Consider the following 20311-nt stretch of genomic DNA (forward strand, 5'->3'; position numbering starts at 1 on the left):
TAAAGAAATAACCCTGTATCTTACAAAGATACAGGGTTATTTTTTATATACTCAAAATATCCATCAATAGCTATTTTAACGCTGGCCAATAGTCTTTATTCGCTTCAATTAAATCGTCTAAAATCGCTTTTGCAACAGTCGCACTTGGCACTGTTTTAGACATTGTAATCGCCTGCCAAAGTTTCAAATATGATTTTTCAATCCAGGCTTCTACCACTAATTTTTCAACTGCAACTTGTTGGCTCATCATCCCTTTTTGGAATAATGGAATTTTACCCATAACTAAAGGCTCTGGGCCATGACTTCCAACAATGCAAGGGATCTCAACCATTGCCTCTGGATCAAAATTAATAATTGATCCGTTATTAGGAACAATCAGTAGCATTCTTTCTTGAGTATTAAACGCAATAGCTGTTGCTAGATCGACGATGTAAGAAGCATGTTCATCAATCTCAAGATGCCCTGCTGATGATTTACCTGCACTCGTAATGGCACGACAGGCGCTAAATACATTCTTCTCTCTGTGCTCCATCACTTCATTTGCACGAGTATGATGAGGATCAGAATGCGCAACAACATAATCTGGGAATAAATAATATTTCAAGTAAGTATTCGGCATAGTTGTCGGATCTAGTGCCCACACATCTTTTGCTTTCCCGAATGTATCATTCCAACTCGCTTCAACTGGCTCACCTGCCACTTTGGGAATATACCCATGTTCCGCAACATGTTTACGAATAACTGGCAGTAAATCATTACCTTGTAAATCTTCAACCTGAGTCCACCAGCCAAAGTGATTTAAACCGTAATAACGGACACGCATCTCTTTGCGTGATTTTAATCCTGCAATTTGTGCCATACGTGATTCTATGCCAATTGGCATATCGCAGATATTTAAGATCTTCGCATTCGGTTTTAAACGACGAGTAGCTTCAGCGACAATGGCAGCTGGGTTAGAATAATTTAGCATCCAGGCATTTGGCGAATATTTTTCCATATATTCAACCAACTCTAATACGCCACCGATAGAACGCATACCATAAGCGATACCACCAGGACCACAAGTTTCTTGTCCTAATACACCATGGCGCAAAGGAATTTTTTCATCTTTTTCGCGCATTGGATATTTACCAACACGGATATGCGCCATCACAAAATCAACATCTGTAAAGGCCGTTTTGGGATCAGTGGTATAGCAAAAATCAATTTCAGGTGCTTTTTCAGTAAGAATGATTTCACAAGCTTTAGCAATGATTTCTTGCCGCTCAGCATCATTGTCATAAAACTTGATAGCTCTTAATGGAAAACGTTTTAAGTTTTCCAGTAGCATCAAAATAATACCGGGTGTAAATGTACTACCGCCACCTGCAATTACGACTGAGAACTTCTTCATTATATAGCCTCCGACAAGGTGTTATTTTGTCTATCTTCTTTCATAAGTTGTTCAATTTTGTCTCTCACTTGAGAAACGTGTAGCCCGATAATAATTTGCAATGCATGACCTTTACGCACTACACCATGTACACCGAGCCCTTTAAAATAGGCATCTGTTTCAATTATCTCGTTATCTATCACTTCGATACGTAAACGTGTTGCACAGTTATTTAAGGATTTGATATTTCCACTTCCCCCTAAGCCTTCAAGGATGCCTTTAGGAAGTGCGAGCTTGCGATCTTCTTTTGCTGTTTTTGAACTATCCGAATCTTGTGACTTTTTATTTTTATAATCTTGTTTGCTATAGAGCTTGATCTCTTCATCATCCTCTTCACGACCGGGTGTTTTTAAATTAAGTTTGATAATTAATGTTCTAAACACCACAAACCAAATCATTGTAAAAATAAGGCCTATGACTATTTGCGTAATAATCATCCCGTAATGGTTATGAAACATTGGGATCCAATTCATAGGTAGGAAATTATCGATGATCCCTCCGCCCATATTTCCGACAACCCCAAAGTGATAAAGTGTTGTCGCTAATGTGGCAGCTAACACGGCATGAATGGCAAACAATAACGGAGAGATAAATAAGAATGTGAACTCTAAAGGTTCTGTTATTCCCACGAATACAGCGGTCAATGCAGAGGGTATAAGCAAACCTGCAATTTTGGCTCTATTTTTAGGTGCAGCAGTAAAATAAAGAGCAAGTGCGATACCAATAGAACCAAAGACTTTGCTATTACCATGCAATGCAAAGCCACCTTCTGGAAATAACGCTTTTAAAGATTCAGTACTTTGACTGAAATATTGCATATTTTGAGCCCAATCAACTTGAATTCCATGTTCAGTGACTGCGGGGCCAAAAATAAAAGGACCATAAATAAAGTGATGTAGGCCAGTGGGAATTAAAATACGTTCAAGGAAGGTATATATCCAAACACCTAAAGAACCCGATCCAACCATAAATACTTGCAAAGATTGAATGCCAATTTGCACTTTTGGCCAGAAAAATAACGTTATCCACGCTAGCGGTAACATGACAAAGAAACTAATTAATACAACATACGAAGTTCCTTGAAATATACCTAAAAAAACAGGAAGCTGTTTATCAAAATAACGATTATGTATACCTGTTACAATACCCGCAATAATAATCGCCCCAATAATACTGGTATCTAATGTTTTAATTCCAGCTATCATTGTTAAGCCACTATTTCCACCAACATCATTTGTAAAGTCCACACCAAAATAACTGCCCCAAACCATTCCCATTGCATTAATAAAATAATTCCAAGTGAGAAAACTTACCATAACGGCAAGGCAAGCTCTTGCTTGTGCTGTTTTGGCTAAGCCTATTGGTAAACCAATTGCAAAAATAAGAGGCATATTACGAAAAACAGTCCATCCACCCTCTTCAATAATATGAACAATTTGGAAAAATAAACTATCGGGTCTTAATAAATCTTCACTAATAAATAATGGATTCTGTAATAAAATGGCAATGCCTACAACAATACCTGCAAAAGGAAATAGCAGGACAGGGGTAAACATGGCTCCACCAAATCGTTGTATTTGACTGAGCATAAAAATATCCTCTTATTTACTGCTACTAAAACGACATGCTATTTAATTCATATTTTTTCTGTAAATTCAGATTAGATTCTTTTCTCTTTATTCTCTCATCTAAAATGAATTATTCGTGATCTGATTCATACTAATCTTTCAGGCAAAGTGATCTCATTTTTAGTCAAAAATCAGATCACTTTTTATTTTTTGATAACGTTCACATTTTAGAGGTATAAATGATTATCCTATATATCAAAAGATTAGATTCATATAAATTAAATAAAGAAAGCCGGTTTTAAGAATAAAAAGAGGTATAAAAGTGATCTACAAAGACATTGCAAAAAGCCTAAGAATTCAAATAAATTCGGCTGGATACCAAATTGGTGACCCTTTACCAGCAGAAAAATCATTAGCACAGCAATACAACGTATCGAGAATGACAATACGTAAAGCGGTGGATTTATTAGTGGCCGCAGGATTATTAGAACGAAAACATGGTTCAGGAACTTATATTAAAGAAAAAGATGTTCATCATGAAAATGCAAGCTTAAAAGGCTTTGTCGAATTAATGGCAAATACAGGCCACAATGTAAGAAGTGAAGTTATAGAATTTCGTGTTATTCCCTGCCCTTTATCTATCTCCAGTAAATTACGTATCAACTCAAATGAACGTATTTTTTATTCAAGGCGAATACGTTACGTCGATAATAAACCACTTATTGTTGAAGACAGTTACATGCCTGTTAAATATTTTCGTAATTTAACCTTAATGCATTTAGAAGGATCTAAATTTGATTTTATTGAAAATATTTGCCAAATAAAAATATCAGGAAGTTATGAAACTTTTCACCCTATCATGCCTGATAACAATATTTGTCAATTATTAAAAATAGAAACTAACATTCCAATATTAAGACTTAGTACATTATCATATAGTACTCAGGGTGATTATATTAATTATTCGATTATGTATAGAAACACTCAAGATTATATTGTTGAGTATCATTTAAAAAGAGAACAATAACCATTAATAAAAATGTCATTAAAAATGATAATAGTTAGATCCTTTATTATAAAAAAAGCACTCCAAAGAGTGCCTTTCATCGTTAATTTATATCATTATTTCTTTTTAATCGCATTAATAATATTTGTTGTAGAAATGCCATCTTCAAAATTCAGCACTTTTACTTCACCGCCAGCAGCCCAAACTTCTTTGCTACCTGCGATATCCTCAGGCTTATAATCACCACCTTTAACTAAGATATCTGGTAATACTGAGGCAATTAAACGCTGTGGTGTATCTTCTTCAAATGCAACAACCCAATCGACTGCACCTAAAGCGCCTAACACTGTCATGCGCTGTTCTAATGGGTTAACAGGGCGACTTTCACCTTTTAAGCGCTTAGTAGACGCATCACTATTTACAGCAACAATAAGGCGATCACCGAGTTTGCGTGCATTTGCTAAATAGCTAACATGCCCTGCATGAAGAATATCAAAACAGCCATTCGTCATAACAATACGCTCACCACGTTGACGCGCTAATTCGACTGCTTGTTTTAATTGCTCTTCTTCCATCATACCGAAGCCGTTGTCCGCACGACCACGAATAGCATTTTCAAGCTCAATAGGTGATACAGTGGATGTTCCTAGTTTACCCACAACAACACCCGCAGCTGCGTTAGCAAGGAAACAGGCTTCGCCTAAAGGTTTGCCAGCAGCTAAAGAGGTTGCTAATACGCCAATTACCGTATCACCAGCCCCCGTCACATCATAAACTTCTTGTGCTTGAGTTGGTAAATGCAGCGGGGCTTCATTGGCACGGAGTAAGCTCATTCCACGTTCTGAGCGAGTGATCAGTAATGCTTCAAGATCTAAATCTCTAACTAATTTTGTACCTTTCTCCACCAGCTCATCATCAGTTTTACAAACACCAACAACTTGTTCAAATTCAGACATATTTGGTGTTAATAGTGTCGCACCGCGATAACGTTCAAAATCAGATCCCTTAGGATCTATTAATACAGGGACACCCACTTTTTTCGCCAGTTGGATCATCTCTTGAACATGAGAAAGCGCACCTTTGGCATAGTCTGATAAAACCAATGCACCAATAGAAGGTAATGCTTGCTGAATACGTTCATAAATAGGTTGAGGATCAACATTGCTAAATCCTTCTTCAAAATCAAGACGGATTAATTGCTGATTACGAGAAAGAACACGTAATTTTGTGATCGTTGGATGTGTCGCAACAGAGACAAAATCACAACGCACATTGACCTGATTTAATGTATTGCTCAATGCTTTTGCGGCTTCATCAATACCTGTTAAACCCACTAAACGTGAATTAGCACCAAGAGACGCAATATTCATTGCAACGTTTGCAGCACCGCCTGGTCGCTCTTCTGTGGTATCTACTTTGACCACTGGCACTGGGGCTTCTGGTGAAATTCGACTTGTTGGGCCATACCAATAGCGGTCTAACATGACGTCACCGACAACCAACACATTGGCCTTATTAAAATCCGGCAGCGTTACTTTCATCCCATACTCCACATTTATTTTCAAAATAAGCCGAAATAATACCATAACTTGTTAGGCAAAAAGAGATACACATAAGACTTCATTGCCAACAAACCATTACTCTTGTTCACCGAGCCACTTCAGTTTGCTTTTTAATACGCACTCGCGCTCTGCGATAAAACAATGATTATCCACAATAGCAGGTAATGCTTGTAGCGCCAGATGATGTAATTCATTGCGCAATGTGACATAAGCATGTGTTAAAGCGAGAGCTTCATCTTTATCCATCACTTGATGTTTTGCCATTAACTCAAAAATACGCACATTATCCGACCAACGAGTTAAAGCCGGGTATTGGTGAGAAAAACGCAATACTAAATATTGCGCGATAAATTCAATATCGGTAATACCGCCAGATGAAGTTTTTAAATCAAATTTGTCTGCTTGTGTTGGTGCAAGATGTTGCACCATTTTTCTACGCATATCGCGCACTTCATTTTGTAACACATCAGCATCACGAGAAAGACATAGTGTTTCATGACGAATACGTGAAAACATCTGTTGTAATTCATCATCACCATAAATCATTCTGGCACGAATTAGCGCTTGATGTTCCCAAGTCCAAGCCTCATTTTTCTGATATTCATCAAAAGCTTGAATAGTACTAACCAACATACCAGATTCACCTGAAGGGCGTAAGCGCGCATCGACTTCATACAACACACCAGAAGATGTTCTGGTACTAAATAAATGGATAATGCGCTGTGCTAAACGCAGATAAAATTGGCGAGCATCAATCTGTTTTGCTCCCGTTGTCACCGTATTTATTGGACAATCTAATAAAAAGACCAAATCCAAATCAGAGCTATATCCTAGCTCCCATCCCCCCAATTTACCGTACCCAATCACTGCAAAACCCAGTCCATCACGATGAGCTAAATGTTCAGGCTCACCATAACGTTTCACCATATATGACCAAGCTTGATGAACAACAGCATGAATAATAGCTTCAGCCAAATAAGTTAGGTGGTCGCTAACCTTCATGACTGGTAATACACCTGTAATATCTTCAGCGGCGATACGTAGTAATTGAGCTTGCTTAAACTGACGTAATGCTTCTAATCGTTGCTCTTCGTCTTCTTCCGGCACACGTAATAAATATTGTCGTAATTCATCACGATACGCATCTAAAGGTAGGGGTTGATAAAGAGAATTGGGATCAAGTAATTCATCTAGCAATAAAGGGTGAAGCGCTAACTGTTCAGCGATCATCGGAGATGCCGCACAGAGTCGTATAACATGCGTTAAAACTTCATCCGACTCTTGCATCAACTCTAAATACGTTGTGCGACTCACAATGCTTAATAACAGAGGCGTCACGCGTTGTAGTGTCACTAGAGTTTGAGGTTGTTGGCAAATTTTAGCTAATAGTTTTGGCATTAAGGCATCAAGAACATCACGCCCTCTCGGCCCGATCGTTCGCTTGCCAATATCTTGCCGAAAATTCTGCAACGTCTGATTTATCGCTTCAAGAGCTTCGATGGTTAATGTTTCATGAAATAATGACGACGTTTCAGGCAAACGCCCTAATAACCAAAGACGCTTAAATTCAGAGATATCGTCTTCATCATCGTTCTCGTCTTCTTCACCAATTAATTGCGTGAAAATCACGGAAACAGCCTGCATCTTGTGGCTAATTTCTTGATAAAGCGTTTCCCAATCATCAAATCCCATTGCAAAAGTTAACCGTGCTTGATCTTCTTCACTTTCTGGTAAGGTTTGGGTTTGTTGATCACCAATAGATTGCAGTAAATTTTCTAATCGGCGAAGGAAAAGATAACTTTCAGTTAGTTGCGCGGTTTCTTGTGATGTTAACAGCTCAAGTTTAGTGATGACATTAAGCACTGTTAATAATGAATTACTTTGTAACTCGGGCTCTCTTCCCCCACGAATTAGCTGGAAAACCTGAGTAATAAATTCAATTTCACGTATCCCCCCAGAGCCCAATTTTATGTTATCAATCATGCCACGACGACGGACTTCGCGACTGATCATGGATTTCATATTTCTAAGTGATTGAATCACACTAAAATCAATATAACGACGATAAACAAAAGGACGCAACATTTGCCGTAAAACTTGGCAATATTCTTTCTTTTCAGCACCTAGAACACGCGCTTTGATCATCGCATAGCGTTCCCAATCGCGCCCTTGCTCTTGATAATAATCTTCCAGTGCTGCAAAACTCATTACCAAAGGACCACTTTCACCAAAAGGACGTAATCGCATATCAACACGATAGACAAAGCCATCAATAGTATGTTGATCCAAAGCCTTAATAAGCTTTTGACCTAAGCGAGTAAAAAACTGTGCATTATCTAATTCTCTGCGTCCACCTTGTGTAAATCCATTTTCAGGGTAGGCAAAAATTAAGTCGATATCAGAAGAAAAGTTAAGTTCAAACCCACCTAGTTTTCCCATTCCTAAAATCAGTAATGGCTGAGGTTTTCCCTTATGATCACAAGGTGTTCCCCATTGTTGGCAACATTGCTGATAAAGCGTATCTCTCGCAATACAAATTAATGTTTCAGCCAATACGCTCAAATGTTTTAGCGCACAAGGAATATCGCCTAATTGAAAAAATTGTAGCCATGCAATGCGCACTAATTGTTGATGACGAAATTGGCGTAAGATCCGCATCACATCATCTTCATTATCAACATTGGCTAATTTTTCTGTTAATTGAAACTCATAACTCTGCCACTCCACACTGGTTGGTGGATTTTGCCTGATATCAGTCAACCATTGAGGATTAACGCGTAAATGCTCTGTTGCAAAAGGGCTAAAAGCAAAAAACTGTTGTTCGAGCTCACTAAAAGGTGCTAACGCGTTTAATTGAGAAGAGAACCCACACTGTGCTTTATTCCACAATTGTTGAAATACACTGATAACAGACATAAATAGACTCTCAAGTTGTCAGAAAATTAAGCAATAGATAGTAACCACGCCATAGAAGATAACTTAAAGTTCAACCATAAAACATGATAATAGTCGGTTGCAGTTGTAAATGTTAACGGTGAAATACCATTGAGCGACTGTTGCATAGATTCAGGCAGATGAGACTGTTTTTTACACCAATCTGAAAATAGCGCCAACATTGCTGGCATAGTAATTGTCGGTGGTGTTGGGTTAGCAAAAATGGCTTCTTCTAATGCTTGTATTGCACTTAACCATTTTGTGAGTTGCTGAGCGGTTGTATCACTAGGAGAAAGGTTCACCACACTCAACGATAAAGCAGGTTTATCTTTCGCTAAATAATAACCTCTAGCCGCTTTACTGCGAGAAGCTAGGCGCAATCCACCCTTTTCACCTAAATAAGTTGCTAATGCAATAATATCTGACACATCGCCTTTTTTAAGCTCTAACTCGAACTCTTCAATCGGCAACTCATATTGATGAGCACGAATAGTACCTTTATCTAATACCACTTCAATTTGGCTATTTTGAAAATCCACCAGCCAGATTTCGCGATAAAAATCGGTATTAAACAGCACATTGAGTTGTGTTTCTAATAGGGTTAAATCTGTATTTTCAGGCCAGATTTCTGCTGGAAAGCGAGCTAAATCTAATTTAGGTTGCTCTAATTTCACGTTATATTCTGGACGTTGATGCAAACCAGCAACCACTTTACCAGCTGTTTTAATTGTCATTTCATAACTTTCATCAACACCACGAATACGCAATCCCATATCCCAACGACGAATTTGATTATCTGTCGTCTCAAAGTAAAGATTAGTCAGCTTTTTAGGGGCAGAGTGCTGATGAGGTAGAGTCAGAATGCGCTGAATAATGTGAGGAATAGCGGCAGGTATGGCGCTCATTTTGAGTTCAATTTCTAATTGGCTCATTCTATTTCCCTTAAGTAAATCAATTGATTAGTAAAATATTTGACGCATTTTCATTTTGCAAGTGATAGCCTAATAACAATAATGAATAAAAGGCAGATTATCCCTATATTCTACCAGTTAAGAGTGTTCTCATTCTGGTTTACTATTTGCTTACGCAAACTTTACTCTTTAGTATCAGTAAAAATATTCTCTTGTATAGATAAAAAAGTTGAAAACATAATGCGAAAATTACCCTTACTTTTTCTTTCATTACTTAGCTTAGGCGTTTCTCTGAGCTCACACGCAGAAACTCGTTATGTTTCCGATGAATTATCCACTTATGTACACAGTGGACCAGGAAATCAGTATCGAATTGTTGGCTCTTTAAATTCGGGCTCAACCGTTACTGTCATTTCCCGTAACGCAGCAACGGGTTATGTACAGATTAAAGACGATAAAGATCGTACCGTTTGGCTACCAGAAAGCCAACTCAGTGCCCAGCCAAGTATGCGCACTCGTATTCCTGCTATGGAAAAAGAGATCCAAACACTGCGCGATAAACTGGCGAATATCGATCAAAGCTGGAACCAACGTACCACTGATATGCAAAATAAAGTTTCAAACAGTGATGACATCATCAATGGCTTGAAAAAAGAAAATGAACAAATGAGAACAAAGCTCGCTGTCGCAGAGAAAAAACTCGATTTTGCTAATCAACAATTAGATGACAGACAACGCGATATCATCTTACAGTGGTTTATGTATGGTGGTGGTGTTGCAGGCGCAGGTCTTGTTTTTGGTCTGATCCTTCCACATATTATCCCGCGCCGTCGTAAACGTAATGATCGTTGGATGAACTAACATCCAGCCAAAGGAACAGTGATCCCGTGAATATATACCTTGTTGGTGGCGCTGTGCGCGACCAACTATTACAGATGCCAGTAAAAGACAGAGATTGGGTTGTTGTTGGTGCAACACCTCAAATGCTGTTACAACAAGGCTATCAACAAGTAGGCAAAGATTTTCCTGTCTTTCTTCATCCAGATACTCATGAAGAGTATGCCCTTGCTCGTACAGAACGAAAATCAGGCTCAGGTTACACGGGTTTCACTTGTTATGCGGCACCAGATGTCACGTTAGAAGACGATCTCGCCCGTCGTGATCTCACCATTAATGCCATTGCTTATTCTGCTAATGGTGAATATGTCGATCCTTATCATGGCATAAATGATATCCATGCGAGACAACTTCGCCATGTCTCTGAGGCATTTTCAGAAGATCCTTTAAGAGTTTTGCGGGTTGCACGTTTTGCTGCACGATTTGCACCTTTAGGATTTAGTGTTGCACCTGAAACACTACAATTAATGAAAACAATGGCACAAAGTGGCGAGCTAAATGCGCTGACTGCTGAACGTGTTTGGAAAGAAACAGAAAAAGCCCTTGAGAGCCCCGCGCCTCAAGTCTATTTTGAAGTTCTACGTCAATGTGGTGCTTTAAGTATTCTTTTTCCTGAAATTGATGCTTTGTTTGGTGTTCCTGCGCCTGAAAAATGGCACCCAGAAATCGATACAGGCATTCATGCCATGATGGTACTCAATATCGCTAGCCAATTAACCGACGATATTGCAGTGCGCTTTAGCGCCTTATGCCATGATTTGGGAAAAGGATTAACACCTGCTGAAAATTGGCCTCATCACCATGGACATGGCCCTGCTGGTGTTCCTTTAGTTGAAGCCTTATGCCAACGTTATCGTATTCCTAATCATATTCGTGATTTGGCACGCTTAACTGCAAGATTTCATGATCATATCCATCGTATCGATAGAATGCGCCCTTCAAAAATAATCCGCTTATTTGATGCTATTGACGCATGGCGAAAACCTGAACGTGTTGAGCAATTAGCGATGGTGAGTGAAGCCGACGCCAGAGGACGCAAAGGATTAGAAAATCTCGTTTATCCACAACGCGCGTTTCTTTGCCAAGCTTTCGCAATTGCAAATAATGTGGATATTAAGCCAATTATTGAAAGTGGATTAAAAGGTAGTGCAATACGAGATGCGCTAACCAAGCAACGAGAAGTCGCGATTATAAAATGGAAATCGCGACTTAATCAGGATCAGATTTAATTAAGCTTTACGCTCAATAATTACACCCACATTTTTGGCTTGTGCAACAGCCCCGGGTTTCGCTAATTTAATTTTTACTCTAGGTACAGCAAATTGAGTTATCAATAGCTGTGCCACTTCTTCTGCTACACGTTCAACTAATTCAAAACGTCGAGTCTCAACATAATCAATGATTGCGTTGCTCACACTGGCATAATCTAAACAATGAACCACATCATCGGTTTGGGATGCGCGTTTGTTATCCCATTCCATTTCGATATCGAACACTAATTTTTGTTTTATGGTTTTTTCCCAATCATAAACACCGATTGTGGTTATTACTGATAATTGCTCAATAAATACGATATCCATCACGTCATCTCTTATTTTTTCTGCTCATCGGATACCACTTCCGATGAAATATGCGTATTATCCATACATGCCTAACGAACTTACATAAACATTGGAGAATACAAATGAGTGCTAACGCACTTGGAATGATCATCTTCGCCTACTTGTGCGGCTCAATCTCCAGCGCGATATTGATTTGCCGACTGGCAAGACTACCTGATCCAAGAAAATTTGGCTCTGGCAATCCCGGAGCGACCAACGTCCTACGTATTGGTGGAAAAGCGGCCGCAGCGGCAGTACTTATCTGTGACGTCCTAAAAGGGATGCTCCCTGTTTGGCTCGCCTACTACTTAAATGTGCCTCCTTTTTACCTCGGCATTGTGGCAATCGCGGCTTGCCTTGGGCATATCTACCCTGTTTTCTTCCACTTTAAAGGCGGAAAAGGCGTCGCCACTGCATTTGGTGCTATCGCTGCCATTGGTTGGGATTTAAGTGGTCTTATCGCAGGAACATGGTTACTCACTGTCTTACTGAGTGGCTATTCATCACTTGGCGCGATCATCAGCGCACTACTTGCTCCTTTTTACGTTTGGTGGTTTAAACCAGAATTCACTTATCCCGTCGCGTTATTATCATGTCTTGTACTTTACCGTCATCATGACAATATTCAACGTTTATGGCGTGGCCAAGAGAGTCGGATCTGGCACAAATTGAAAAAGAAAACCGAAAAAACGGAAAAAGAGATCATTCAAGAAGCGAAAGAGCAAGAAAAAGAAGATTAATTAACGTCCGTTTAAAATTTGAATTGAAAAAAGAAAGCCACTTATAAAGTGGCTTTCTTTTGCAGATATTGAGTGTCAAATTAGAAATAGACACTTTACAATACATTATTTATTTTCAAGGGCAGGCAACTCAGCTAAAGGCCAGCGTGGTCTTACAGTCACACTTAATGGGCCTTCAGTGCCGCCTTTAAAGCGGATCATCCCCGCTAATGCAATCATTGCACCATTATCAGTACACAGCTCAGGACGCGCATAAAAAACTTCGCCGCCTAATTGCTTCATCACGGTTTCCATTTTTGCACGTAATGTCCGGTTAGCACTTACACCACCCGCCATCACTAAACGTTTAAAGCCCGTTTGTTCTAAAGCTCTACGACATTTTATCGCTAACGTATCAACAACAGCATCTTCAAATGCCCGTGCAATATCAGCACGAGTTTGGTCTGAATCGTCATTTTGACGAATGGTATTAGCCGCAAAGGTTTTTAAACCAGAGAAACTAAAATCAAGCCCCGGTCTGTCTGTCATTGGACGAGGAAAAACAAATCGACCTTCTGTGCCTTGTTGCGCCATTTTCGATAATACAGGACCGCCGGGATAATCTAATCCTAGCAATTTTGCTGTTTTATCAAATGCTTCACCGGCAGCATCATCGATAGATTCACCTAATAAAGTGTATTCACCAATTCCTGTCACACTGATTAATTGTGTATGACCACCAGAAACCAAAAGAGCCACAAACGGAAATTCAGGTGTTTTCTCTTCAAGCATTGGTGCCAATAAATGGCCTTCCATATGATGAACAGGAATAGCTGGAACATCCCATGCAAAAGCTAATGAGCGCCCAATTGTTGCGCCTACAAGCAAAGCCCCAACAAGACCGGGCCCCGCTGTATAAGCAACCGCATCAATATCTTGTGCCGTAAGATTTGCTTCTTTCAGTGCCGCTTGAATAAGAGGTACTGTTTTACGGATATGATCCCGTGAAGCAAGTTCAGGAACGACACCACCATAATCGGCGTGCAGTTTAATTTGGCTATAAAGTTGATTCGCTAATAGACCGGCTTTATCATCGTAAATTGCGATACCGGTTTCATCGCAAGATGTTTCAATACCTAAAACTCGCATGACGCTTCCAAATTCTTCTTCGCGGACTCGCGTAATAAATCGATTGTACCATTATTTCGGTGATTTTATACGCCTTCAGCACATCTTTTACATACCAGCATGTGACAAATTCCTTTTTCTGTTCTATAATTACCCACCTATTTTAAGTGATTTAAATGTGTGGTTAGCGACTTTCGCTTTTTGTAGTCTCCCAAAAAAGACACAAAAGTGAGAGTTTGCGTTTCAATTTTGTGCATCTCTTTACAAAGTGCCCTGCTTTGAAGTAAAATTCCGCACCATTTTAAATGTCGGCTGGCTTAAATAATGCCAGCGCAAACCGATTTCTATTGAGGTGAGAGGCACATGCCGGTAATCAAAGTACGTGAAAACGAGCCATTTGACGTTGCTCTTCGTCGTTTCAAACGCTCTTGTGAAAAAGCAGGCGTATTAGCAGAAGTTCGTCGTCGTGAGTTTTATGAAAAACCAACGACTGAACGTAAACGCGCTAAAGCATCAGCAGTAAAACGTCACGCTAAAAAATTAGCTCGCGAAAACGCACGTCGTACTCGTCTGTACTAATATTTTGCGGCTTATACCGCAACATATGCAGACACTGTAGTCGCAGTTAAAGGCCGTGCTTTCTTCTGAGAGCGCGGCTTATTCTCGTTCAACAACAGGCGTAAAAGGGCTTATGGCTGGACGAATTCCACGTTCATTTATCAATGATTTGCTTGCTCGAACCGATATCATCGATCTTATCGACGCTCGCGTGCCGTTAAAAAAACAAGGCAAAAATCATTCAGCGTGTTGTCCGTTTCATAATGAAAAAACGCCCTCTTTCACAGTAAATAGCGACAAACAGTTTTATCACTGTTTTGGTTGCGGCGCGCATGGCAATGCTATTGATTTTTTAATGAATTACGACAGGCTCGATTTTGTCGAAACCATTGAAGAGTTAGCAGCAATGCATGGGTTAGAAGTTCCTTATGAATCAGGAACAGGCAGTAGCCCTATTGAACGACATATAAGACAAAATCTCTATCAAGTGATGGAGAAGTTGAATCAGTATTATAGTAGCGCCCTCAATAAACCTGATGCACAGGAAGCAAGAAACTATCTCGCGCATCGAGGTCTTAGTGAAGATATTATTACCCGTTTTTCTATTGGATTTGTGCCAACAGGTTGGGATAACGCCCTAAAACGTTTTGGTCAAAGTGCCGATAATAAAGCCTTACTTCTTGAAGCGGGTATGGTAATAACTAACGATAATGGTCGCACTTATGATCGTTTTCGCCAACGAGTCATGTTTCCTATCCGAGATAGACGTGGCCGTGTTATTGCCTTCGGTGGGCGAGTGTTAGGTGATGATTTACCTAAATACTTGAACTCACCAGAAACAGAGATATTCCATAAAGGTCGCCAACTTTACGGACTTTATGAAGCGCAACAATCTAATAATAACGTCACAAAGCTATTAGTTGTTGAAGGTTATATGGATGTTGTGGCATTAGCGCAGTTTGGTATTGATTATGCCGTTGCCTCATTAGGAACCTCCACTACAGCAGAACATATCCAGTTGCTCTTTCGGACAACGGATAACATTATTTGCTGCTATGATGGAGATAGAGCTGGTCGTGATGCCGCATGGCGAGCATTAGAAACCGCCCTTCCTTTTTTAAATGATGGCCGCTCTTTACGTTTTATGTTTTTACCCGAAGGTGATGATCCTGATTCATTGGTTCGTCGTGAAGGTAAAGAAGCTTTTGAAAAACGTATGGAACAAGCACATTCATTATCAGAATTTTTATTTGATTCACTCGTTCCGCAAGTGGATCTGAGTACTCAAGAAGGCAATGGTAAGCTATATAGTTTAGCCAGACCATTAATAGATAAGATCCCAAGTGAAACTTTACGTCTATATTTATTAAGAGAGCTTGGAAGCTTAACGGGAAATCCCGATATTGAGCAAATGGATCGTTTATTTGGTAGAACGCCGGTTAATCACGAGTTGTCGTATCAACCGACAAAATTACGCACGACACCAATGCGTATATTGATTGCCTTATTGATACAAAACCCAGAATTCTCTAAATTAGTGCCCCCTCTCGAGGGAGAGGGATTAAGTACAGAAAAAATTGCAGGTCTATCGCTTTTTATTGAATTAGTTTCCGTTTGCCAAGCACAACCTGGCCTAAATACAGGACAGATTATCGAACTCTATAGAGAGAATAAATTCGGTAAACAGCTTGAAAAATTGGCAATGTGGAACGATATAGATAGAGATGAGATTGCAGAGAAAACCTTTACAGACACGTTAGATCATCTTTTTTTAACCGCAATGGACGAACGTTTAAACGCGCTTATTGCGAAAGAGAGAACAGAAGGCCTAACGCAAGATGAACGCGAAGAAGTCCAATTGATAATACAGGCACGCGTTAAAAAGTAAACACAAAATTAAGATTAAAAACACGGCTTAATTGCCGCTATCGGTAGGTACTAAAAACCTACATTTGCTACGCTGAGGGGACCGTAGCAATCGACAATGAAAATGCCCCTCCGTAGTTATTGTTGGCTGAACAGTTATCGCCGACCGACACCAACCCAAATTACTTTGAAGTGTGGATACCGTCTTATGGAGCAAAACCCGCAGTCACAGCTGAAGCTACTTGTTACTAAAGGTAAGGAGCAAGGCTACCTGACCTATGCTGAGGTCAATGACCATCTGCCGGAAGATATCGTCGATTCAGATCAAATCGAAGACATCATCCAGATGATTAACGACATGGGCATTCAGGTTATGGAAGAAGCACCTGACGCCGATGATCTGATGCTGGCAGAAAATTCAAATGATACTGATGATGATGCTGCAGAAGCCGCAGCTCAGGTACTTTCTAGTGTAGAATCTGAGATTGGCCGTACAACCGACCCTGTGCGTATGTATATGCGCGAAATGGGTACAGTTGAACTGCTCACCCGGGAAGGTGAAATTGATATCGCAAAACGCATTGAAGATGGTATTAACCAAGTTCAATGTTCCGTTGCAGAATATCCTGAAGCAATTACTTATCTTCTTGAACAGTATGATCGCGTTGAAGCTGGCGAAGCACGTCTTTCAGACTTAATTACTGCGTTTATTGACCCTAATGCCGAAGAAATGGCAGAAAGTGAAGATGTCAATTTAGACAAAGATGATGATGAAGTTGACAACAGCGCTGAAGACGAAGATGAAGACGAAGATGAAGATGGCGACAATGACAGCGATAGCGATGATGATAACAGCATCGATCCTGAATTAGCGCGTCAGAAATTTACTGAACTTCGTGAGCAATACGAAAAAACTCGCCAAACTATCAAGGCGAAAGGTCGTAACCACAAAGATACAGAGCTTGAAATCTTATTGTTATCTGAAATTTTCAAACAGTTCCGTTTAGTACCAAAACAGTTTGATTATCTGGTTAACAATATGCGTGAAATGATGGATAGAGTTCGTGCTCAAGAACGTCACATCATGCGTCTTTGTGTTGATCAAGTTAAGATGCCAAAGAAAAACTTCATTACTTTGTTTACAGGTAACGAAACCAATGACACATGGTTCACTGCTGCTCGTGCAATGAATAAGCCTTGGTCTGAAAAACTGGCAGGTATTGAAGAAGAAGTACAACGCAGTTTACAAAAACTGCAACAAATTGAAGTTGAAACTGGACTGACAATCGAACAGGTTAAAGATATTAACCGTCGTATGTCTATCGGTGAAGCCAAAGCACGTCGTGCGAAAAAAGAGATGGTCGAAGCGAACTTACGTCTCGTTATCTCTATTGCGAAAAAATATACCAACCGTGGCCTACAGTTCCTTGACCTGATCCAAGAAGGGAATATTGGTCTGATGAAAGCGGTTGATAAATTTGAATACCGTCGTGGTTATAAGTTCTCAACTTATGCAACATGGTGGATCCGTCAGGCAATTACTCGTTCAATCGCTGATCAGGCGCGTACAATCCGTATCCCTGTTCACATGATCGAAACGATTAATAAACTGAACCGTATCTCTCGTCAAATGTTGCAAGAGATGGGACGTGAGCCTTCACCAGAAGAGCTTGCAGAACGTATGCTGATGCCTGAAGACAAGATCCGTAAGGTACTGAAAATCGCTAAAGAACCAATCTCCATGGAAACCCCAATCGGTGACGATGAAGATTCACATTTAGGCGATTTTATCGAGGATACGACTCTCGAATTACCACTGGATTCTGCAACATCAGAAAGCTTACGTTCAGCAACTCACGAAGTGTTAGCAGGTTTAACATTACGTGAAGCGAAAGTCCTGCGTATGCGTTTCGGTATCGATATGAATACCGACCATACCTTGGAAGAAGTGGGTAAACAGTTTGATGTTACCCGTGAACGTATTCGTCAGATTGAAGCAAAGGCACTGCGTAAATTACGCCACCCAAGCCGTTCTGAAGTATTACGTAGCTTCCTTGACGAGTAATCAACTTACTTTTCAATAAAAGTTATAATAAACGCCTGTGATATCACAGGCGTTTTTTTATGGAATTGTGAAACAGTATCTACACACGATTTAAGCTACGATAGACTTCATCTAAATATATTTATAAAAAAATAGCCTTATTATTTATATTATTGTACCTATATGTAAGCTTACCCATTAATCATTAGACTATGTTATTGATATCACAGTTATTCTCTGTTTTATTTTTTTATTGTTTAGATTGAACAGAAATTGCGCATACAGTCATTCAAAGGCTAGACCTAGTGCCAAATGGCACGTATAATCTCACTCCATTAGGCCCCTTAGCTCAGTTGGTTAGAGCAGGCGACTCATAATCGCTTGGTCACTGGTTCAAGTCCAGTAGGGGCCACCAAATTTCAGCTGTTAAATCAGCGCATTAAGCCACTTCTTAGCAAGTGGCTTTTTTGTTTCCATTAAGCATTGCCCCATTTTTGCCCCATCAAATATATTTAACTAAGTTAATTTTTTATCAGCCCCCTTTTTCTACACTTCAAGTTTTACCCTTTCATTAATAGAATATTATATTTCTATTTATTTTCACCAGATAAAGCTTTCAAAAACACATTCGCATTGTAAATATTATTTTTCCATTACAATATGTTAAAAAAAAATATTTTAAAAACAACTTACCTCTGTATATTTAAATCACTTCCATTATTTTGATGTACATATTAAATCCAACAATGAACATCAATTATTTATTTAATGGAATTAACGGCAATTACATATAAACACCATAAATATAGAGGTTATAAATGAAAAAATTACTTATTATTAGTCTTCTTTCCTTTTCATCATTTTCGCATGCCGGTACTGATTTTGACGGTTATTGCAACAAATTAAATGGAAGTGTAAAAAATGGCAAAATTTCCAACTTAACCGTTGTAACTAATAGTTATAACAATGGGGAAAAACCAGTATTAGCAGCCAATATAAAATTTGTCCCTAAAACGGGTGGCTCCTATCATTATGGTATTATGTACAATGCCACTACACTTTACGATATCGCTAAAGTTTCATTTCTGACACAGGCAGATATAGCCGTATGCGTTGGGGTAGAAAATGCTTTTCCTGGTAACGATGCCTTATATATGATTGGATTATCAAAACATTAATTACTCCAAAATAAAAAATTATGACTAAATAAAAAGAAAAATAACATAGCACTCTAAAGCATTTATAGAATAATAAGAGGTTATAATGAGAAAAATAATTTTAATTATATTATTTATTTTATTTAATATACAACTATCATATGCAAGACCCGTAAGTAAAGTGTACAGAGCAGATTCAAGACCACCAGAGGAGGTATTTAAAAAAGGATTTGTTGCTTGGGGAAATAATATCAATTTTCATGCTCATGTAAACGGTGTTTCAGGGAGAAGAGGAAGTAAAGACTCTGCATTTATTCCTACGACATCAAGTTTTAAATCAAGTGAAAAATTCGCAAAAGATTTGCTCAATGTCTCAAGCGAAAATAAATCTTATATTTATAAGATAAGGCCAACAAATAATTTTTATTCTGCACTTGATACCGTCTATTATTATCATGATCAAATTAAAGAACGTGTCAGTGATATACTCAGAACCGTATTAACTGAAGAGCAAGAATATTCTGCATATATAAACATTCCAAATCAATTAATAGAGCTTGTCACTATCTACACAAAAATAGGTAGTGATATTATTGAAGAAACAATTCCAAACCCTCATTATTCACAAGAAGAAACGCATTCATCTGATGAACCATATAAAGGTTATAACCCATTAAAGATAGATAATTTACCTCACCTTGTAATGGGATTATCTATGACTAATATAAACAATGAATTAGCAGAAGCATCCGCAGTGCTACCTTCTTCTTCATTCACATGGGGCTCTGTGCTAAGTACAGTTATGGAGGTGGCTGAAACATTATGATTAATAAATCAGATCAACTATGCATAAATTATTATATTAACAATAATTATATTTAATAATATAAATTTATCGTTCTGATTCATACATGCAGGTATGAACCAG

Annotated in this window: 16 protein-coding genes and 1 tRNA gene; 10 read left to right on the plus strand and 7 right to left on the minus strand. The window is 39.0% G+C overall.

Annotated features, from left to right (window positions below):
* Window positions 1–70: 70 nt before the first annotated feature.
* Together C0T34_RS10560 and C0T34_RS10565 are read right to left on the minus strand one after the other, a co-directional pair.
* On the minus strand, window positions 71–1393 hold the full coding sequence (locus C0T34_RS10560; protein WP_075672904.1) for a 6-phospho-alpha-glucosidase: 1323 nt from the start codon (window positions 1391–1393) through the stop codon (window positions 71–73).
* Window positions 1393–3021 carry an alpha-glucoside-specific PTS transporter subunit IIBC gene (locus C0T34_RS10565; protein ID WP_109850146.1) on the minus strand — a complete coding sequence of 543 codons (1629 nt, stop codon included), beginning with the start codon at window positions 3019–3021 and terminating at the stop codon, window positions 1393–1395. The genes C0T34_RS10560 and C0T34_RS10565 overlap by 1 nt, the downstream gene beginning before the upstream one ends.
* A gap of 301 nt (window positions 3022–3322) precedes the next feature.
* On the opposite strand from C0T34_RS10565, the gene C0T34_RS10570 reads away from it, so the two are divergent.
* A complete protein-coding gene (locus tag C0T34_RS10570) occupies window positions 3323–4027 on the plus strand; it encodes a GntR family transcriptional regulator (protein WP_109850147.1) in 705 nt (234 codons plus the stop codon).
* A gap of 95 nt (window positions 4028–4122) precedes the next feature.
* Here the strand turns inward: C0T34_RS10570 and hldE are convergent, their stop codons facing one another.
* The 3 genes from hldE to C0T34_RS10585 form a co-directional block, all read right to left on the minus strand.
* On the minus strand, window positions 4123–5547 hold the full coding sequence (gene hldE / locus C0T34_RS10575; protein ID WP_098941956.1) for a bifunctional D-glycero-beta-D-manno-heptose-7-phosphate kinase/D-glycero-beta-D-manno-heptose 1-phosphate adenylyltransferase HldE: 1425 nt from the start codon (window positions 5545–5547) through the stop codon (window positions 4123–4125).
* Between the two features lie 96 nt (window positions 5548–5643).
* On the minus strand, window positions 5644–8484 hold the full coding sequence (glnE, locus tag C0T34_RS10580) for a bifunctional [glutamate--ammonia ligase]-adenylyl-L-tyrosine phosphorylase/[glutamate--ammonia-ligase] adenylyltransferase (RefSeq protein WP_109850148.1): 2841 nt from the start codon (window positions 8482–8484) through the stop codon (window positions 5644–5646).
* Window positions 8485–8510: 26 nt separating this feature from the next.
* Window positions 8511–9434: a CYTH domain-containing protein gene (locus tag C0T34_RS10585; protein ID WP_109850149.1), complete on the minus strand. Its 924-nt coding sequence runs from the start codon at window positions 9432–9434 to the stop codon at window positions 8511–8513.
* Window positions 9435–9653: 219 nt separating this feature from the next.
* Here C0T34_RS10585 and C0T34_RS10590 point away from each other — a divergent pair, with 219 nt between their 5' ends.
* The gene (locus C0T34_RS10590; protein WP_098941953.1) at window positions 9654–10274 is read left to right on the plus strand and encodes a TIGR04211 family SH3 domain-containing protein; all 621 of its coding nucleotides are present in this window, start codon (window positions 9654–9656) and stop codon (window positions 10272–10274) included.
* 26 nt (window positions 10275–10300) lie between these two features.
* Window positions 10301–11539 (plus strand): multifunctional CCA addition/repair protein, encoded by a 1239-nt coding sequence (locus C0T34_RS10595; RefSeq protein WP_109850150.1) that lies wholly within the window; start codon window positions 10301–10303, stop codon window positions 11537–11539.
* Here the strand turns inward: C0T34_RS10595 and folB are convergent, their stop codons facing one another.
* On the minus strand, window positions 11540–11890 hold the full coding sequence (folB, locus tag C0T34_RS10600; RefSeq protein WP_075672896.1) for a bifunctional dihydroneopterin aldolase/7,8-dihydroneopterin epimerase: 351 nt from the start codon (window positions 11888–11890) through the stop codon (window positions 11540–11542). It abuts the gene before it with no gap.
* Between the two features lie 104 nt (window positions 11891–11994).
* On the opposite strand from folB, the gene plsY reads away from it, so the two are divergent.
* The gene (gene plsY, locus C0T34_RS10605) at window positions 11995–12651 is read left to right on the plus strand and encodes a glycerol-3-phosphate 1-O-acyltransferase PlsY (protein WP_075672895.1); all 657 of its coding nucleotides are present in this window, start codon (window positions 11995–11997) and stop codon (window positions 12649–12651) included.
* Window positions 12652–12756: 105 nt separating this feature from the next.
* Here plsY and tsaD read toward each other — a convergent pair whose 3' ends face one another.
* Window positions 12757–13779 (minus strand): tRNA (adenosine(37)-N6)-threonylcarbamoyltransferase complex transferase subunit TsaD, encoded by a 1023-nt coding sequence (gene tsaD / locus C0T34_RS10610; RefSeq protein WP_098941951.1) that lies wholly within the window; start codon window positions 13777–13779, stop codon window positions 12757–12759.
* A gap of 342 nt (window positions 13780–14121) precedes the next feature.
* Here tsaD and rpsU point away from each other — a divergent pair, with 342 nt between their 5' ends.
* The 6 genes from rpsU (at window position 14122) to C0T34_RS10640 (ending at window position 20209) form a co-directional block, all read left to right on the plus strand.
* Window positions 14122–14337 (plus strand): 30S ribosomal protein S21, encoded by a 216-nt coding sequence (rpsU, locus tag C0T34_RS10615; protein WP_001144069.1) that lies wholly within the window; start codon window positions 14122–14124, stop codon window positions 14335–14337.
* Between the two features lie 112 nt (window positions 14338–14449).
* Window positions 14450–16204, plus strand: a complete 1755-nt coding sequence (gene dnaG, locus C0T34_RS10620) for a DNA primase (RefSeq protein WP_109850151.1) — start codon at window positions 14450–14452, stop codon at window positions 16202–16204.
* A gap of 186 nt (window positions 16205–16390) precedes the next feature.
* Window positions 16391–18247: an RNA polymerase sigma factor RpoD gene (gene rpoD, locus C0T34_RS10625; protein WP_069369657.1), complete on the plus strand. Its 1857-nt coding sequence runs from the start codon at window positions 16391–16393 to the stop codon at window positions 18245–18247.
* Window positions 18248–18564: 317 nt separating this feature from the next.
* Window positions 18565–18641: transfer RNA gene (locus C0T34_RS10630), tRNA-Ile, on the plus strand.
* A 403-nt stretch (window positions 18642–19044) separates the two neighbouring features.
* Window positions 19045–19404, plus strand: a complete 360-nt coding sequence (locus C0T34_RS10635) for a hypothetical protein (RefSeq protein WP_098941950.1) — start codon at window positions 19045–19047, stop codon at window positions 19402–19404.
* A gap of 85 nt (window positions 19405–19489) precedes the next feature.
* Complete coding sequence (locus tag C0T34_RS10640) at window positions 19490–20209, plus strand: enterotoxin A family protein (RefSeq protein ID WP_098941949.1); 720 nt, start codon at window positions 19490–19492, stop codon at window positions 20207–20209.
* Window positions 20210–20311 lie beyond the last annotated feature (102 nt).

The sequence above is a fragment of the Proteus sp. CA142267 genome (assembly GCF_003336825.1).
Taxonomy (GTDB): domain Bacteria; phylum Pseudomonadota; class Gammaproteobacteria; order Enterobacterales; family Enterobacteriaceae; genus Proteus; species Proteus terrae.

Excerpts from the sequence above, each read along its gene's own strand:
- dnaG (WP_109850151.1), top strand. The coding sequence starts at position 14,450 with ATGGCTGGACGAATTCCACGTTCATTTATCAATGATTTGCTTGCTCGA.
- C0T34_RS10590 (WP_098941953.1), top strand. The coding sequence starts at position 9,654 with ATGCGAAAATTACCCTTACTTTTTCTTTCATTACTTAGCTTAGGCGTT.
- C0T34_RS10560 (WP_075672904.1), bottom strand. The coding sequence starts at position 1,393 with ATGAAGAAGTTCTCAGTCGTAATTGCAGGTGGCGGTAGTACATTTACA.
- folB (WP_075672896.1), bottom strand. The coding sequence starts at position 11,890 with ATGGATATCGTATTTATTGAGCAATTATCAGTAATAACCACAATCGGT.
- hldE (WP_098941956.1), bottom strand. The coding sequence starts at position 5,547 with ATGAAAGTAACGCTGCCGGATTTTAATAAGGCCAATGTGTTGGTTGTC.
- C0T34_RS10565 (WP_109850146.1), bottom strand. The coding sequence starts at position 3,021 with ATGCTCAGTCAAATACAACGATTTGGTGGAGCCATGTTTACCCCTGTC.
- C0T34_RS10585 (WP_109850149.1), bottom strand. The coding sequence starts at position 9,434 with ATGAGCCAATTAGAAATTGAACTCAAAATGAGCGCCATACCTGCCGCT.
- plsY (WP_075672895.1), top strand. The coding sequence starts at position 11,995 with ATGAGTGCTAACGCACTTGGAATGATCATCTTCGCCTACTTGTGCGGC.
- glnE (WP_109850148.1), bottom strand. The coding sequence starts at position 8,484 with ATGTCTGTTATCAGTGTATTTCAACAATTGTGGAATAAAGCACAGTGT.
- C0T34_RS10640 (WP_098941949.1), top strand. The coding sequence starts at position 19,490 with ATGAGAAAAATAATTTTAATTATATTATTTATTTTATTTAATATACAA.
- C0T34_RS10635 (WP_098941950.1), top strand. The coding sequence starts at position 19,045 with ATGAAAAAATTACTTATTATTAGTCTTCTTTCCTTTTCATCATTTTCG.
- rpoD (WP_069369657.1), top strand. The coding sequence starts at position 16,391 with ATGGAGCAAAACCCGCAGTCACAGCTGAAGCTACTTGTTACTAAAGGT.
- rpsU (WP_001144069.1), top strand. The coding sequence starts at position 14,122 with ATGCCGGTAATCAAAGTACGTGAAAACGAGCCATTTGACGTTGCTCTT.
- tsaD (WP_098941951.1), bottom strand. The coding sequence starts at position 13,779 with ATGCGAGTTTTAGGTATTGAAACATCTTGCGATGAAACCGGTATCGCA.